Genomic DNA, 15423 nt, shown 5'->3' on the forward strand with positions numbered 1-15423 from the left:
CTGGACGTGGTGCCCCGATGACCCGCTTCGCCCTCCCCGTCCGGCTCCTGCTGCTCAACCAGTTCGCCGTCAACACCGGCTTCTACCTGCTCATCCCCTACCTCGCCACGCACCTCGGCAGCCTCGGCATGTCCGCCGCCGTGATCGGCGTCGTGCTGGGCGTGCGCACGCTCAGCCAGCAGGGCCTGTTCCTGGTGGGCGGCACGGCGTCGGATCGGCTCGGCCCGCGCACCACGATCCTCGTCGGCTGTGCCCTGCGCGCGGTCGGGTTCGGGTTGTTCGCCATCGGCGAGTCGCTCGCCGTCGTGCTGGCCGCGTCGGTGCTCAGCGGGCTGGCCGGGGCGCTGTTCAACCCGGCGGTGCGCGCCTACATCGCGTTGGAGGCGGGCGAGGCGCGCACGGAGGCGTTCGCGCGGTTCAACGTCTACGCGCAGGCCGGTGCGTTGTTCGGGCCGGTGCTCGGCAGCGTGTTGCTGCTGTGGGACTTCCGGGTGTCCGCGCTCGTGGCGGCCGGGATCTTCGCGGTGCTGACGGTCGCGCAGGCCGTCGTGCTGCCCGCGCGCCCGGCGACCCGCACGGGCGGGTCGATCCTCGGCGACTGGCGGGAGTGCATGGCCAACCGCCGGTTCGTGGCATTCACGTGCGTGTTGAGCGTGATGTTCGTGCTGCAGAACCAGCTCTACCTGTTGCTGCCGATCCAGGCGCAGAAGGCCAGCGGGTCTAACGCGGTGGTCGCGGTCCTGTTCGTCGTCTCCACCGTCGTCACGCTGTTGTTCCAGGTCCGCCTCACCCGCTTGCTGGCGGAACGCGAACGCGGGCCGGTGATCGCGGTCGGACTTGCTGTCATGGGGGTGGGTTTCGCGGCGCCCGCGCTGTGGTCGGGGCTCGTGCCGGTGCTCGTCGCCACGCTCGCGCTGGCCGTCGGGGTGATGATCGCGCACCCGTTGGTCTACGACCTCATCCCGTCGTTCGGCCCGGACAGCCTGGCTGGAACCCACTTCGGCGTGTTCTACCTCGGATCCGGGGTGGCCGCGGCCGCCGGCAACGCCGCGATCGGCTGGGTGAGCGGGTTCGGCGACCGGCTCGCGTCGCTGCTGTGCGTCGCGATCGGGCTCGCCGGGGCCGCCGGGATGGCCTGGCTGCACCGCCGTGGAGCTCTCACCCTGGAAGGGGCCGTCCGATGAACCTGCTCACCGACAACCCCGAGCTGTACGAGCACCAGTTCCCCGACTCCGGCCACGTCGCGGCCCGGTTCGTGCACGACCTGGTCACCCGGTTCGACGGAGGCCGGGACCTGCTCGACGTCGGGTGCGGCACCGGCCGTGACGCGGGGTGGCTGTCCCGCAACGGTTACCGCGTGTCCGGAGTGGACAGTTCGGAGAGCATGCTCGCCCACGTCCGGAAGCACCACCCCGAGGTCGACGTGACGCTGGCCGACATGCGCGGCTTCGACCTGGGCCGCACGTTCGACGTGATCACGTGTCTGGACAGCGCGATGCTGTACTGCCACACCAACGCCGACCTCGACGCGTTCCTCAGCCGGTGCCGCGCGCACCTGAGGCCCCGCGGGTTGTTCGTCGCGGAGATGCGCAACGGCGCGTTCTTCCTCGGCAACACCGAACTGCTCGACGGCGTGCGCACGCGTTCGGTGACGTGGCGCGGCACCGAGTACACCTCGCACACCGAGCTGTGGATCGACCACGCCGCGCAGTTGTTGCGCCGCCGCCGCACCTGGGAGTGGGGCGCGGAACCGCTCGTGCAGCGGTCCGCGTGGCGGCTGCTGTTCCCCCAGGAGCTGCGCCACCTGCTCGACCTCGCCGGGTTCGAGGTTCTCGCCCTGTTCGACTCCCCCGGTCCGCGCACGGACCAGCCGTGGTCGGCGAACGCCCCGCTGAGCACCGCGCTGTCCGGTGACCGCCTCCACGTCGTGGCCCGCCTCCGCTGAAAGGAACCAGAATGTCCCTCAACCGCCGCGGTTTCCTCGGTCTCACCACCTTGACGGTCGCCACCCTGGCAGGGTGCGGCAGCGCCCCGGTTTCGGCCCCGCGCACCGGTGGCAGGCTGCGTGCCGCCTTCGCGGGCGGCGGGGCCAAGGAGGTCCTCGACCCGCACCTCGCGAACCTGTTCGTCGAGGCCGCCCGGTCCAAGGCGCTGTACGACAAGCTCGCGGACCTCGGCACCGACGTGTCTCCGCAGCCGAGGCTGGCGGAGAAGTGGGAGCCGAGCGCGGACCTCTCCCGCTGGCGAATCACGTTGCGCCAGGCCAAGTTCCACGACGGCAGACCGGTCCGCGCCCAGGACGTCCTCGCCAGCTACGCGCGCATCCTCGACCCGAACCGGGCGTTCCGCGCCAAGTCGAGCCTCGCGCTGATCGACCTGCCGAACAGCCGCGCCGTCGACGACCGCACGGTGGAGTTCGCGCTGAAGCGGCCGTTCGCCGAATTCCCCAACGCCCTGGCGGCGTTCGGCGCGTACATCGTGCCCGAGGGCACCGAGGACTTCACGAAGCCCGTCGGGTCGGGAGCGTTCAGCTTCGTGTCGTTCGAGCCGGGCAAGTCCGTGCTGGTCAAGCGGAACCCGGACTACTGGGAGGGCGCGCCGCTGCTGGACGAGCTGGAGTTCCTGATCGCCAACGAGGAGTCCGCGCGCACCAACGCGTTGCTGGGTGGCCAGGTCGAGTACGCGCACGACCTGACGCCGACCACCGCGCGCAGCCACGCCTCCGGTGACCGGATGGCGATCCACCGCGCGCCCAACAGCGCCGTGCAGGCGTTCGCCATGAAGCTCGACCGGGCGCCGTTCGACAACCGCGACCTGCGCGAGGCGTTGTTCCTGCTCGTCGACCGGCCTCAGCTCGTGGAGTCGGTGCTCGCGGGCAGCGGCCAGGTCGGCAACGACCTGTTCGGCAAGGGCTACCAGCACTACGCCGACGCAATTCCGCAGCGGGAGCGGGACCTCGACAAGGCGAAGTTCCTGATCCGCAAGGCAGGCGCCGAGGGCCTGACGGTCAAGCTCGACACGTCCACCGCCGCGGCCGGGATGGTCGAGGCCGCCACGGTGTTCGCCGACCAGGCCAAGGGATCGGGCCTGACGATCGAGGTCGTCCAGGGCAACAAGGACAGCTACTGGGCCGACACGCTCAAGAACGGTTCGCTGTCGAGCTTCCGCTCCGGCGCGATGCCGATCGAGACCCACATCGCGCAACGCCTCCTCAAGGGCGCCGGTACCAACGTGACGAAGTGGAACCGCCCGGAGTTCGACGCCCTCTACGAGAAGGCGGTGTCCACTTCGGACGAAGGCGCGCGGAACGAGGCGTACGTGGAGATGCAGCGCGTGCTGCATGCCGAGGGCGGTTACCTGATGTGGGGCTTCGCCGACTGGATCGTGGGCGCGAAGCCGAACGTCGGCGGAATCTCCGACGCGCCCGCGAACACGCTGGACTGGGCGCGTTTCGACAAGGTGTGGCTGGGGTGAGCCTCGCCTCCTACGCGGCCCGCCGGGTCGCGCTCGGCCTGGTGCAGGTGCTGGCCGTGGTCACGCTGGTGTTCTTCTTGGTTCAGGCCCTGCCCGGCGACGCGGCGGTCGCACTGGCGGGCGACAACCCGGACCCCGCGCGGATCTCGGCGATCCGCGCGGCCATGGGCCTCGACCGCTCGGTCTCCGAACGGTTCGTGTCGTGGCTGGCGGGGTTGCCCCGGCTGGACTTCGGCGTGTCCCTGGTGTCAGGCCGTCCGGTGGCGGACTTCCTGTTCGCCGGCATCGGCCCGACGGTCGTCCTGGCGGCGCTGACCCTGGTGCTGCTGGTACCGATCTCGGTGCTGGCCGGGGTGCTGGCCGCGTTGCGCGAGGGCAGCCTGCTGGACCGAGCGCTGACGTCGGTGAGCGTGGCGCTGCACTCGATCCCGGAGTTCGCGCTGGCGATCGTGCTGATCGCGGTGTTCGGCGTCCAACTGGCCTGGCTGCCCCCGACCGCGGTGGGCGCGGATCTCCTGACCCAGCCCGCGGTCCTGGTGCTGCCCCTGGTGGTGCTGCTGGCCCGCCCGATCTGCTCGATCAGCCGCCTGGTGCGCGCGGGCATGCTCGACGCGCTGGCCTCGGACTACGTGCGCCACGCCCGCCGCCTCGGCCTGGGCGAGTCACGGATCCGCTTCGCCCACGCCCTGCCGAACGCGCTGGCGCCGGCGGTGCAGCAGGTCGCGCGGACCACGGACTGGTTGCTGGGCGGGGTGATCGTGGTGGAGGCGGTGTTCGTGATTCCTGGGCTGGGGACGGTGCTGGTGGACGCGGTGGCGGGCCGGGACCTGCCGGTGGTGCAGGGGCTGGCGGTGGTGTTCGCGGTGACGACGGTGGCGGTGAACCTGGTGGCGGATCTGGTGGCGTTCCGGCTGGCGCCGCGGGCGGAGGTGGTCGCGTGACGTTGGTGAGCAGCACGGCGACCGACTCGGCGGTGGTCGCGTGAAGCGCGCAGGCCTCGGCGCTCTCCTCATCGCAGCGCCCCTGACCCTCGCCCTTCTGGGCCCCCTCTTCGTCCCCGACGACCACCCCCGCGCCGCCCCCTTCATGCCGCAAGGCCTCCTGGGCACCGACTTCGTGGGCCGCGACGCCTGGCACCAGGTCCTCGCGGGCGGCCGAACAGTCGTGCTCGTGGCGCTCATCGCCACCGCACTCTCGTACGTCGTAGGCGTTCCGTACGGCGTACTAGCGGCCACCGCGCGCCTCAGACTGGTCGACGAGGCGCTGATGCGGCCGCTGGACGTGGTGCTGGCGGTGCCGTCGCTGCTGGTCCTGATCCTCGTGGCGGCCATTGCGGGACAAGGACTTCCGGTCCTGATAGCGGTGGTCGCCCTCGTCAACTTCCCCGACGTCGCCCGCCTGTCACGCGCGGCGGCGCTGGAGATCTCCGGACGTCCCGCCCTGGAGGCGATGCGCATGCAGGGCGAGTCGTGGTGGCAGACCTCGATCGTCTACACCGGACGGTCGATGGTGCGTACGCTCGCCGCCGACCTGGGGGTGCGACTCACCGGGGCGTTGTACCTGGTGGCGTCGGCCAGTTTTCTCGGGGTCGGGGTGCCTCCCGGCGCGGCGGACTGGGCCGTGATGGTCGACCGCAACCGGGGTGGGTTGTTCCTGCAACCGTTGACGGTCGTGGTGCCCGCGTTGCTGATCGTCTCGTTGTCCGTCGGGCTGAACCTGGTGTTCGACCGCGCTCTCAGGAAGGTGCGGACGTGAGCCCGGTCGTGCACGTCGAGGACCTGCGGGCCGAGGCGAACAAGAACGTCCTGCTCGACGGGGTCAGCTTCGCGTTGTCTGCGGGACGGGTTCTGGCGCTGGTCGGTGCCTCCGGCAGCGGCAAGACGACGACCGGCCTGGCACTGCTCGGTGAGCGGTCGCCCGGCGTGACCGTCAGCGGTCGGGTGAGCCTCAGCGGACGTGTCGGGTTCGTGCCCCAGCAACCCGCGTCCGCGCTCAACCCGGTGCGCAGGCTGGGCTCGGTGTTCCGGGAGATCGCGGCGCTGCACGACGGTGATCCCGAAGATCTCGTCGGCACGGCGCTGCGCCGGGCGCGGGTGCCGGCCGACCTGCTGCGGCGCTACCCGCACCAGCTCTCCGGCGGTCAGCAGCAACGGGTCGTGCTCGCCCAGGCGCTGGTCGGCGACCCGGCGGTCCTGGTGGCCGACGAACCCACCACCGGGCAGGACGCCCTGACCCGCAACGAGGTCGTCGGTGAGCTCGCCGCCGTCGTCGCGCAGGGCGTGGCGCTGGTGCTGCTGACCCACGACGTCGAGGTGGTGCGGGCGCTCGCCGACGAGATCGTGGTGCTGCGCGCCGGACGCGTCGTCGAAGCCGGACCGGCGAACGAACTCCTGACCGACCCGCGCGACGACTACACCCGCGCGTTGCTCGACACCGTGCCGCCGGCACCCACCACTACACCGGAACAGGCGCCACGGTTGCGGGTGCGCGGCCTGACTGCCCTGTACCGCAACGCGACCGTCCTGCACGACGTCGAGTTGGAGGTCGGCGAACGGCTGGCGGTCGTCGGGCGGTCCGGCAGCGGCAAGACCACCCTCGGCCGGTGCCTCGCCGGTCTGCACCAGCAGGCCAGCGGCGAGGTGCTGCTGCACGACCGGCTGCTCGCCCGGTCGCTGCGCCGCCGGTCGCGGGCGGAACTGGCCGCCGTGCAGTACGTGTTCCAGGACGCGCGGGGGTCGTTCGACGAGCACCGGCCAGTGCTGGACCAGGTCGCCAGGACGGCGGTGCGGCTGCGCGGAGTGCGTCCCGCCGACGCCCGTGCCGCAGCACTCACCGCCCTGAACCGCGTCGGACTGGCCCAGGAGACGGTGCTGCGCCGGCCGCGGGGCCTGTCCGGCGGCGAGCTCCAGCGGGCCGCGCTGGTGCGCGCCCTGCTCGCCGAACCCGAGGTGCTCGTGTGCGACGAGATCACCTCGGGCCTGGACGCGGTGACCCGCGCCGGGCTGCTCGACCTGCTCGCGGGCGTGCCGTGCGCGCTCGTGCTGATCAGCCACGACCTCGACGTCGTGGCCCGCCTCGCCGACCGGGTGGTCGTGCTCCACGAAGGACGTGTCGTCGCACACGGCCCGGTGGAGACGACCCTCGACGGCGCCGAAGAGAGGATGAAGTGATCAAGCACCACAAGGGGTCCCACGAGGTGCGGCTGGCGACCCACGCCGACCTGCCGGGCGCCCGCAGCGTCATGCTGGACACCTTCTACCGCGAGTTCGGTCACGGCTACCGCCCCCAGTGGCACACGGACGTGATCGACCTGGCCGGCACCTACCTGGACACCCCCAGGCACGCGCTGTTCGTCGCGGTGGACGGCGACGAGGTCGTGGGCACCACAGCCGTGCGGGCCCAGGGACCGGCCAGCCCGCCCCACCCGGCCTGGCTCGCCGAGCGCTACTCGGGCGACCGGACAGCGCAGCTGTTCCGGGTGTACGTCCGGCCGTCGCACCGCCGCCGCGGCCTCGCCCGTGCCCTCGTCGACGCCGCGGTCGGGTTCATCGCCGAAACCCCCGGCTACGAACAGATCTACCTGCACACGGACACCCGAGTGCCCGGCGCGGAAGCGTTCTGGCGCTCGGTCGCGGTCGAGGTGTGCGACGCGCGCGACGGAGATCCCGAGCGCAACCAGACCGTGCACTTCGAGATTCCCGTACCGGCACTGGCCGAACTGAGGTGACGCACGTCGTGGGTGGAAAACGCACTGCTCGCAACGGTTTCCACCCACGACCGCTGTCGCCCAGCACACGGTTCGTGCTCACGGCTCTCGGGCGCGAAGACACGTTCGTCAGCACGAGCGAGCTCCACCAGCGGATCCACGACCTCGGCCACCCGCTGGGAACGTCCACTGTGTACAGAGCGCTCCGGCGTCTCCGTGAGCGCGGCCTGGTCGACGTCGTGGTCGACGAGCACGGTGAACGCCGCTACCGCCGGTGCTCGGACCGTCCCCACCACCACCTGGTCTGCTCGGCGTGCCACCGCACGATCGAGATCCCGGCGAGCTCGGCCCCTCTCCCGGCGTGGACACCCGCCGAGGGCTACACGGACGTGCTCGTGCGCGTGACGATCACGGGCACGTGCGGCGAGTGCACGTGATGATCAAGCGGTGCCGATGACGTCGTCGAAGCGGGCGTGGCGCACGTGAACCGCACTCGGCACACTGACGGTTTTCCGTTCGAGCCGAAGGACTGCAGCCGTGCCCGACCGACCTGAGATCGTCTGCCTCTGCGGCTCCACCCGGTTCGTCGACGAGCTGCGTGCGGCGAACCGCGAGCTGACTCTCGCGGGCGTCATCGTCGTCGCGCCGAGCGAACCAGGCGATTCGATCACCACCGAGCAGCGGGCCGTGGTGAACGCCCTCCACCTGCGCAAGATCGACCTGGCTGACCGGGTTCTGGTCGTCAACCCCGGCGGCTACATCGGCGAGTCCACGAGCAGGGAGATCGCCCACGCCTTCGCGACCGGCAAGCCGATCTCGTTCACCGACCCCGTCTGACCGGCACGGCCTACGACCGGTGCTCCGACACCCAGGTCGCGACCTGCACCCTGGACTTGAACCCGAGCTTGGCGAGGATGTTCTCGGTGTGGGTCTCCGCCGTCCGCACCGAGATCACCAACCGGTCCGCGATCTCCCTGCTGGTCAGGCCTTCCGCGATGAGCCCGGCGATCTCGGTCTCGCGCCGGGTCAGCACGCGGGGCGCCTCCTGGACCGGCTCGGCCGGGACCTCCTCGTTCAACGAGAACGCGATGGCCTCGTCGACGCTCATCCTCCGCCCGCGTTCGAACGCGGCGTCGAACCCGGCGTCGCCCAGCTGTGCGCGCGCGACCCGCTCGGCTTCCTCGTGGTACGGGTACATGTGCTGGTAGGTGCTCAGCGGGCGGGCCATGATCTCCCACACCCGGTCCGCCGCGCCGAGCAGCGTCGCCGCCGGTGCCGCGTGGCCCAGCGCGGCCTCCACCCACGACAGCGACTCCACCGACCAGCCGATCCCGGTGAGGTCGCGGATGTCGCGGCGCAGGCTGATGCTCTCGCGGTACAGCTCGGCGGCACGGTCGTGCTCGCCCTGCGCCATCGCGAAGATTCCCATGGACCAGAGGGCGTACGAGCGGTGGAAGCGCTCGCCAGGCGGTTCGGTGAGCCGCAGCCACTCCTCGTGGCACGCGGTCGCGCGGGCGACGTCGCCGACGAGACCCACCGCGCTCGAGTAGCTCAGCATCAGGTCGAGGCGGCGTGGCACGTCAACGCCGGGAGGCAGCAGCGCGATGCCTCGTTCGAACAGCTCGATGGCCTTCGGCAGGTCTCCGCTGTACAGGGCGACGCTGCCTTCGACCCAGTCGGCGAAGGCGGCGATGGCCGGATCGGTGAGGATCTCCGGGGCGGCCTTCGCGTCCGCCAGGCGCTGCAGGGCCACGTCGAACTCGCCGTCCGCGGACGCCAGGCTGCCGTCGGTGAGCGCAGCCGCGGCACGGACGGCGGACGGAGGGGCGGGCCGGTCGAGTGCGCGCGCGAGCCACAGGCGGCCCTCCCTCGCCCAGCCGCGGCCCCACCAGTAGAAGTGGAAGAGCCCGGAGACCATCCGGAACGCGGCATCCAACTCCCCCCGTTCCTTCAGGCTGTGGTCCACGGCCGCCTGGACGTTGGCGTGCTCGCGGTCCAGCCGGGCGAACCAGAACACCTGCCGGGAGCTCACCCACTCGGCGTTGGCCTGCTCGATGAGACCGAGGTAGAAGTCGCGGTGCGCGCGGAGCAGTTCGGCGTGCTCGCCGGTGTGCTGGAGCTGCTCCACACCGAACTCCCGGATGGTCTCGAGCATCCGGTACCGCATCACGTCGCCGTGCTGCTCCGCGACCAGGATCGACTTGTCCAGCAACGAGGTCACGGTGCTCAGCACGTCCTCGGTCGCGAGTCCGCCGGCACAGCACACGTCCTCCGCGGCGTCGAGCTCGAACCCTCCCGCGAACACCGAGAGCCGGGCCCACAGCTGCCGTTCCTGTTCCGAGCACAGGCCGTGGCTCCACTCGATGCACGAGCGGAGCGTCTGCTGCCGGGCGGGCAGGTGCCGCAGCCGGGTGGTCAGCAGCTGCGGCTGGTCCAGCAGCCGGGTGAGGATCTCCTTCTCCGACAACGCCCGCACCCGTGCCGCTGCCAGCTCGATCGCGAGCGGCAGGCCGTCCAGGCGCTGGCAGATCTGGGCGACCACGTCCCCGTTGTCGGCGCTCACGGTGAACCCGAGGCGCACGGACGCCGCCCGTTCGGCGAACAGCATGACGGCCTCGGACCTGCTCAGCTCCCGTTCGTCCAGCCGCCCCGGGTCGGGGAGGCTGAGCGGCGGCACGGGCATGACGACCTCGCCCGGCACGCCGAGGCTCTCCCGGCTCGTGGCGAGGATCCGCAGTTCGGGACAGTGCGGCAGCAGCGCGGCGGCCAGTCCGGCGACGGCGTCCACCAGGTGCTCGGAGTTGTCCAGCACCAGCAGCAACCGCCGGGACGTCAGGTAGGCGACGAGCATCTCGACGGACGTGCGGCCCGCCTCGCGCATCCCGACGGCGAGCGCCACGGCGTTCGCCACCAGCTCCGCGTCGCGCAGCTCGTCCAGTTCGACGAGCACCACACCGTCCGGGAACGCCCGGCGCACCGCGCGGCTCACTTCGAGGGCAAGTCGTGTCTTGCCCACTCCGCCCGGTCCTGTGAGAGTCACGAGGCGTGACGCCGACAGCAGGCGCCTGCCCTCGTCCACCTCGCGCCGGCGGCCGACGAAACTGCTCAGTTCCAGAGGAAGTCCCGACGCCCTCCTCCGGACGACCGTGCTCATACCAACGCACGGTAGTGCGGTGCCGTCCGCCACGCAGAGTGGAATCCCGCAACGTTTCGGACAACGTCCGTACGTGTCTACGTACTTCTCCCGATGTGTTCGCGGGCCGGGAGGACCACTCTTTCTTCATGTGGCCCGGAACACACAGGCCGGAGCAGAACCGGCCGCCGGGTCCACCGGGAGCGCAAGCCATGTGCCAGCACCAGCCGCAGTGCCCCGCCGCGGCGGACCCGCGCGGCCAGTGGGCCGAGATCGCGGTCGCCCACCCCGAGCAGGGCTGGTACCTGCTCTGCAACGGGATCGTGTTGTTCGACGACGGCGGTCTCATGCTGCCCGACCACCGCGTCGTCGCTCCCGCCGCCTGAACTCGCTCGGGGGCGGTCTGCTTCGTCGGCTGCCCTCAGCGGTGCCCGGTGCACTCCCCGATGCCTGTGTCGCCTCCCCCGACGGACGCAGGCTTCCACCGGGCGGGCGGGGGTGGACGGTCTGCTCGCCGCAGCGCGCCTCTGCGGTCGGGCCGTCCGCCCCGCCTTTCGACCTCACGACTCCGGAGAGACGTCATGACCATCGACTCCGCACCACAACCGTGCCCGCGGTGCCTGCGGCCGACGGTGCTGGTCACCAACCGACGCGGCCGCGAGTGGCTGCACGTCGGCACCTGGCTCACCCGGTGCGGCCGGGTCGCCGCGGAGCTCGTGCGTTAGGACGGCCGAAGAACCTCGCGCAGCGCGTCCGACACACCGCGTCCGTCGCCCGGGTCGAGCGCCGCGTAGATGAGCGCCTGCACCGACGTGACGAACAGGTCGCGGCTCTCCTTCGTGTCGTCCCCGGCTCCCGCCAGGTGCTGTGCGAACCCCGACGTCTGGGCGGACACCATCGCGCTGAGCGTCTCGGCCGTGACGCCGGGCCGGAACCGCACACCGAGCAGCCGCAAACCCTCCTGGTACACCGGTACCCACCGAGTGGAATAGGCGTCGAGCAACTCGCGATAGGCGGTCATGGCCACGGCTCGCCACTTCTCGTCGATGACGAGTGAGAGCTGGAAGAGCCAGTACTTCGCGAATCGGATGCGCATCCGCAGGTCGTGGATCGCGATTTTGGAGACGAGATCGGTGAGGTCGAGCTCACCGCCCCGCACCTTGGGCAGTGCGGCGAGCGCCTGGCGCGGTCCGTAGTTCAGGAACTGACCCCAGCGCGGCGCCTTGCACGTGTACTTGACGAGGCACATGAAGTAGTTCGCCATGCCGCCGGCCCCTTTCCACCGGTCGGTGAACGCGCCTTCGCCCACGTGCACGTCGTCGTACGGCAACTTCTCCGCGATCTCGGCGGCCCGGCGCAGCACCATGGGCCTCGTCAACCGGGCACCCGCGAGCTCGTCGCGGCTGCCTCGGCTCCGGCCGGAGAGCTGGTCCTCGATCTCTTTGAGGCCGGCCTTGAGGAACACCATCGTGGCGATGTAGACGCATCGGCGCGGATTGCGCGGATCCGCCTGGCTGGGCCGGGAGATGTAGCCGCGGAACAGTTCCGGCCAGTCGACTTCGTCGTTGAAGTGCACTGGACCCCCTTGAAGATCACCTCATTCCAGCACACGGGCGGGGTGGCGACAACGTCCTGAACAGGAGGATGACGGGGCCGCATTTCGGCCGCCATCGTGGAATCACGGTGTTCGGCCGAGAGGAAACGTCATGGAGAACCTGGTGGAGAGCTCGTTGTTGTCCGCTCGACTGGTGGAGGTGCTGCTCGTCCTGCTGGCGGCCGTCGTGTGCGGAGGATGCCGGGAGAAGGGTCCTCCGCAGTGACCGGAACGGGGCGGACGGTCGCGTGGGTCGCCGCGGTGGCGACCCTCAGCGATTCCACACCGGAGGGAAACCCGCAGCTGTGACGAGCTCCGGCCCCTCGAACTTGGTCGAGCGGGAGAAGCGTCCGTCGACCAGGGTCAGCACCCACAGGCAGTCCGCCCGCAGCACACCTGAAGCGTCACGCCGGTAGCCGGCCATCGCGGGCTGACCGTTGGCCCTGGTCGGCAGCAGCCGGACGTTGCCCCGCGTGGACGCGAAGTTCCTCTCCAGGAACGGAATGCACACGTGCACGCCCTTGAACCAGCTGGTGTGCGGCACGGCTTCGAGGCTGAAGTCGTCGTGGATGACCTCCCGGATCGCGGCGGCGTCTCCCGCCTCGAACGCGGTGATGTAGCGGTCGAGCAGGACGCGTTCGAGCTCGAAGTCCGGCGGCTCCAGCCGTTCGCCTTCCAGATCCAGCTCGTCGAGCCGCCTGCGGGCGCGTTGCAGGAGGCTCTTCACCGCCGCGACGCTGACGTCGAGCGTCTCGGCGATCTCCGCGGCGGACCACGAGAGCACTTCTCGCAGCAGGAGCGCCGCCCGTTGCCGCACCGGCAGGTACTGCAGGGCCGCGATCAACGCCAGCCGCACCGACTCCCGCCGGACGACCACGTCCTCGGGGCGGTGGCTCAGCACGGCGTCGGGCAGCGGCGAGAGCCAGGCGATGGACTCGTCACCGGGGACGCGAACACTGGGGTCGCTCTCCGGTGCGCCGAGGCCGGACGGCAGTACCCGCCGGCTCCGGTGGTTCAACGCCGTGATGCAGGTGTTGGTCGCGATCCGGTACAGCCAGGTCTTGACCGAGGACCGTCCCTCGAACCCGGCCAGGCCGCGCACCGCGCGCAGGTACGTCTCCTGGACGGCGTCCTCGGCGTCCTGGTACGAGCCCGTCATCCGGTAGCAGTGCACGACCAGCCCGTCGCGCAGCAGGCCGAACTCGTCGTGCAGCCGCACGCTGGTCAACGGTGGTAGCACCTCAGCAGACACGTCACGCTCCCGGTCGCAGGTCGTCAACTCTTCCTTGGACTCCGCGGCCGGGCAAAAGGAATCGCTACCGCACCGGACTCGTCTCGGCGCTGAGCCGGTCGAGTGCGGCGCTGAAGCCGGACGCCCCCGCGCGGTAGAAGCGCGGGCCGTAGGACACCCGTGCCACCCCGAGCGCCCGCAACGCCTCCAGGTCGAGCTCGTCGGTGGTGTTCCCGTTGACCGGTGCCGGTACCTCACCGACCATCCGGGCGAGGTTGTGGCTGGTCGACCCGCCGATCGGGTAGACGCAGTCCGCGCCCGCGTCCCGGTAGAGCCTCCCGCGCCGGATCGCCTCGTCGAGCCGGTCGGGTTCGGCGATCCCGCTCGACGGCAGGAACACGTCGATCCTCGCGTTGACGACGATCGGGACTCCGGCGGCCTCCGCGGCGGCGCGCACCTGAGCGAGCCGGTCCGCCTGCGCCGCGGCGTCCACGAGACCGTCTGCTCGATGATCGGTGTCCTCCAGGTTGCAGCCCACGGCACCGGACTCCAGCAGCCGCGCCACCAGTTCTTCCGGCGGCAGGCCGTAGCCCGCCTCCGCGTCCACCGTCACCGGGACGGGCACGGCGGCGGCGATCCGGGCGACGACCGCGAACATCTCCCGCCACGGCGCGTTCTCGCCGTCGCGGTGGCCGAGCGACTCCGCCACGGCCGCACTCGACGTCGCTACAACGGGGAAACCCTTCTCCACCACGAGTTCCGCGCTGGGCACGTCCCACGCGTTCGGCAGGACTAGCAACTTTCCCTGGTGCAGCTCGCGCAGCAGGTAGGCGTGCGCCTTGAGGTCGGACATGATCTACCCCTTTCGCGGAATGACGGTTCCGGCGAGCGCACCCACGACCGCGAGGCCCGCACCGGTCAGGACGGCGGCGGTGAAGCCGTGGGAGAACTCCTCGCTCGACGCGTAGCTCCCGGCCGTGGTGAAGCCGACGACCAGCACCGCCACGCCGAACGCGCCGCCGAGCTGCCGCATGGAGCTGAAGGCACCGGACGCCTTGCCGATGAACTGCGGCGCCACCGAGGTCAGCACGGCGCTCTGCGCGGCGGGCAGGCACATCGCGATGCCCGTTCCGGAGAGCACCATCGGCGCGACGATCGCCGCGTACCCGACCGAGGGCTCGGCGACGAGGGCGATCCAGACCATCGACAGCGCGTGCAGGCCGAGCCCGGCGACGACGAAGGGCCGTTCACCGAACCGGCTGACCTTGCGCCCCACCCACTGCGGCACGACCACCGTGGTCAGACCCCACGGTGCCAGCGCGAGCCCCGCCGCCAGCGGCCCGTACCCCAGCCCTGTCTGCAGGAACTGGGCCATGAAGAACACCACGCCGAACGCGGAGCTCCAGTGGAAGAAGATCACCACGTTGGCCGCGGTGAACCGGCGCGAGCGGAACAGGTGCGGGGGCAGCATCGGATGCGTCGCACGGCGTTGCCAGGCGACGAACACCCCGATCGCCACCAGTCCCGCCACGCCGGACCCGACGACCTCGGCGCTGCCCCACCCCTGGGCGTTGCCCTGGATCAACGCCCACATGAGACCGAACGTCCCGGCGCCCATCAGCACGACTCCCGGCACGTCGACGGCGCGGTCCGGGCCGTGGCTCTCGTCGATCCTCGTCAGTGCGAGCCAGAGCAGCACCACGCCGATCGGGACGTTGATCCAGAAGATCCACGGCCACGAGATGCCGGCCACCACGGCACCGCCGACGAGCGGCCCCAGCGGCACGGCGATCCCGCTCACGCTCGCGAACACGCCGAGGGCCTTCGGCCGCAGCTCCGGCGGGAACGCCGCCCCGAGCAACGCCAGGGCGAGCGGCATGACGAACGCCGCCCCGGCGCCCTGAACCACCCGTCCCGCGACCAGCACCTCGATGGTCGGCGCGACCGCGCAGACCAGTGACGCCACCGAGAACACCGTGACACCAGCCGCGAACACCCGCCGGCGGCCCCACCGGTCACCGGCGGCCGCGGCCGTCATGAGCAGCACGGCGAAGCTCAGCCCGTAGGCGTTCACCGTCCACTCCAGCTCGGTGATCGACGCACCGAGATCCGTCCTGATCGCCGTCAGCGCGGTCGCGACGACCAGCGCGTCCAGGACGACCATCAGCGACGCGACCGAGGTGATCACCAGCACCCACGTCCGCGTCGATCTCCGCTTGACCACTGTGACCACGTGCGTCTCCTCCCGCCGGAACGTTGCGGAGACATGGACTCGTGGCGGTGGC

At 71.0% G+C, this 15423-nt stretch carries 16 protein-coding genes; 11 read left to right on the forward strand and 5 right to left on the reverse strand.

Annotated elements, in window-relative coordinates:
- The first annotated feature begins 17 nt into the window (after positions 1-17).
- The 9 genes from AOM45_RS07945 to AOM45_RS07985 all read left to right on the forward strand — a co-directional run bounded on the left by AOM45_RS07945 (position 18) and on the right by AOM45_RS07985 (position 8017).
- Positions 18-1184 (forward strand): MFS transporter, encoded by a 1167-nt coding sequence (locus tag AOM45_RS07945; RefSeq protein ID WP_030467102.1) that lies wholly within the window; start codon positions 18-20, stop codon positions 1182-1184.
- The gene (locus AOM45_RS07950; protein WP_030467103.1) at positions 1181-1945 is read left to right on the forward strand and encodes a class I SAM-dependent methyltransferase; all 765 of its coding nucleotides are present in this window, start codon (positions 1181-1183) and stop codon (positions 1943-1945) included. The genes AOM45_RS07945 and AOM45_RS07950 overlap by 4 nt, the downstream gene beginning before the upstream one ends.
- An 11-nt stretch (positions 1946-1956) precedes the next feature.
- A complete protein-coding gene (locus AOM45_RS07955; RefSeq protein ID WP_030467104.1) occupies positions 1957-3474 on the forward strand; it encodes an ABC transporter substrate-binding protein in 1518 nt (505 codons plus the stop codon).
- Positions 3471-4415 (forward strand): ABC transporter permease, encoded by a 945-nt coding sequence (locus AOM45_RS07960; RefSeq protein WP_201779913.1) that lies wholly within the window; start codon positions 3471-3473, stop codon positions 4413-4415. The genes AOM45_RS07955 and AOM45_RS07960 overlap by 4 nt, the downstream gene beginning before the upstream one ends.
- A gap of 40 nt (positions 4416-4455) precedes the next feature.
- Positions 4456-5229, forward strand: coding sequence for an ABC transporter permease (locus AOM45_RS07965; RefSeq protein ID WP_035909828.1), 774 nt, complete (start codon positions 4456-4458; stop codon positions 5227-5229).
- On the forward strand, positions 5226-6644 hold the full coding sequence (locus AOM45_RS07970; protein WP_035909831.1) for an ABC transporter ATP-binding protein: 1419 nt from the start codon (positions 5226-5228) through the stop codon (positions 6642-6644). Before AOM45_RS07965 ends, AOM45_RS07970 begins: the two co-directional genes overlap by 4 nt.
- Complete coding sequence (locus AOM45_RS07975; RefSeq protein ID WP_236703205.1) at positions 6641-7201, forward strand: GNAT family N-acetyltransferase; 561 nt, start codon at positions 6641-6643, stop codon at positions 7199-7201. The genes AOM45_RS07970 and AOM45_RS07975 overlap by 4 nt, the downstream gene beginning before the upstream one ends.
- A 74-nt stretch (positions 7202-7275) precedes the next feature.
- On the forward strand, positions 7276-7617 hold the full coding sequence (locus AOM45_RS07980) for a Fur family transcriptional regulator (RefSeq protein WP_162185643.1): 342 nt from the start codon (positions 7276-7278) through the stop codon (positions 7615-7617).
- Between the two features lie 100 nt (positions 7618-7717).
- Positions 7718-8017 carry a hypothetical protein gene (locus AOM45_RS07985; RefSeq protein ID WP_030467109.1) on the forward strand — a complete coding sequence of 100 codons (300 nt, stop codon included), beginning with the start codon at positions 7718-7720 and terminating at the stop codon, positions 8015-8017.
- 10 nt (positions 8018-8027) lie between these two features.
- Here AOM45_RS07985 and AOM45_RS07990 read toward each other — a convergent pair whose 3' ends face one another.
- A complete protein-coding gene (locus AOM45_RS07990; RefSeq protein ID WP_030467110.1) occupies positions 8028-10334 on the reverse strand; it encodes an ATP-binding protein in 2307 nt (768 codons plus the stop codon).
- A 191-nt stretch (positions 10335-10525) separates the two neighbouring features.
- On the opposite strand from AOM45_RS07990, the gene AOM45_RS51695 reads away from it, so the two are divergent.
- Both AOM45_RS51695 and AOM45_RS50650 read left to right on the forward strand, forming a co-directional pair.
- Positions 10526-10699 carry a DUF5999 family protein gene (locus AOM45_RS51695; protein ID WP_169774246.1) on the forward strand — a complete coding sequence of 58 codons (174 nt, stop codon included), beginning with the start codon at positions 10526-10528 and terminating at the stop codon, positions 10697-10699.
- A 195-nt stretch (positions 10700-10894) separates the two neighbouring features.
- Complete coding sequence (locus AOM45_RS50650; protein WP_156093764.1) at positions 10895-11038, forward strand: hypothetical protein; 144 nt, start codon at positions 10895-10897, stop codon at positions 11036-11038.
- Here the strand turns inward: AOM45_RS50650 and AOM45_RS07995 are convergent.
- The 4 genes from AOM45_RS07995 to AOM45_RS08010 form a co-directional block, all read right to left on the reverse strand.
- A complete protein-coding gene (locus AOM45_RS07995; protein ID WP_030467111.1) occupies positions 11035-11889 on the reverse strand; it encodes a hypothetical protein in 855 nt (284 codons plus the stop codon). The genes AOM45_RS50650 and AOM45_RS07995 overlap by 4 nt on opposite strands.
- A 289-nt stretch (positions 11890-12178) precedes the next feature.
- Positions 12179-13159: an RNA polymerase subunit sigma-70 gene (locus AOM45_RS08000; protein WP_030467112.1), complete on the reverse strand. Its 981-nt coding sequence runs from the start codon at positions 13157-13159 to the stop codon at positions 12179-12181.
- Between the two features lie 64 nt (positions 13160-13223).
- Entirely contained in the window at positions 13224-13991 is a 768-nt protein-coding gene (locus AOM45_RS08005) for an isocitrate lyase/PEP mutase family protein (RefSeq protein WP_030467113.1), read from the reverse strand.
- Positions 13992-13994: 3 nt separating this feature from the next.
- Positions 13995-15371 (reverse strand): DHA2 family efflux MFS transporter permease subunit, encoded by a 1377-nt coding sequence (locus AOM45_RS08010; RefSeq protein WP_236703208.1) that lies wholly within the window; start codon positions 15369-15371, stop codon positions 13995-13997.
- Positions 15372-15423 lie beyond the last annotated feature (52 nt).

Source organism: Lentzea aerocolonigenes (assembly GCF_000974445.1).
In the GTDB taxonomy this organism is placed as follows: Bacteria; Actinomycetota; Actinomycetes; order Mycobacteriales; family Pseudonocardiaceae; genus Lentzea; species Lentzea aerocolonigenes.

Excerpts from the sequence above, each read along its gene's own strand:
- AOM45_RS07950 (WP_030467103.1), top strand. The coding sequence starts at position 1,181 with ATGAACCTGCTCACCGACAACCCCGAGCTGTACGAGCACCAGTTCCCC.
- AOM45_RS51695 (WP_169774246.1), top strand. The coding sequence starts at position 10,526 with ATGTGCCAGCACCAGCCGCAGTGCCCCGCCGCGGCGGACCCGCGCGGC.
- AOM45_RS08005 (WP_030467113.1), bottom strand. The coding sequence starts at position 13,991 with ATGTCCGACCTCAAGGCGCACGCCTACCTGCTGCGCGAGCTGCACCAG.
- AOM45_RS50650 (WP_156093764.1), top strand. The coding sequence starts at position 10,895 with ATGACCATCGACTCCGCACCACAACCGTGCCCGCGGTGCCTGCGGCCG.
- AOM45_RS07990 (WP_030467110.1), bottom strand. The coding sequence starts at position 10,334 with ATGAGCACGGTCGTCCGGAGGAGGGCGTCGGGACTTCCTCTGGAACTG.
- AOM45_RS07955 (WP_030467104.1), top strand. The coding sequence starts at position 1,957 with ATGTCCCTCAACCGCCGCGGTTTCCTCGGTCTCACCACCTTGACGGTC.
- AOM45_RS07945 (WP_030467102.1), top strand. The coding sequence starts at position 18 with ATGACCCGCTTCGCCCTCCCCGTCCGGCTCCTGCTGCTCAACCAGTTC.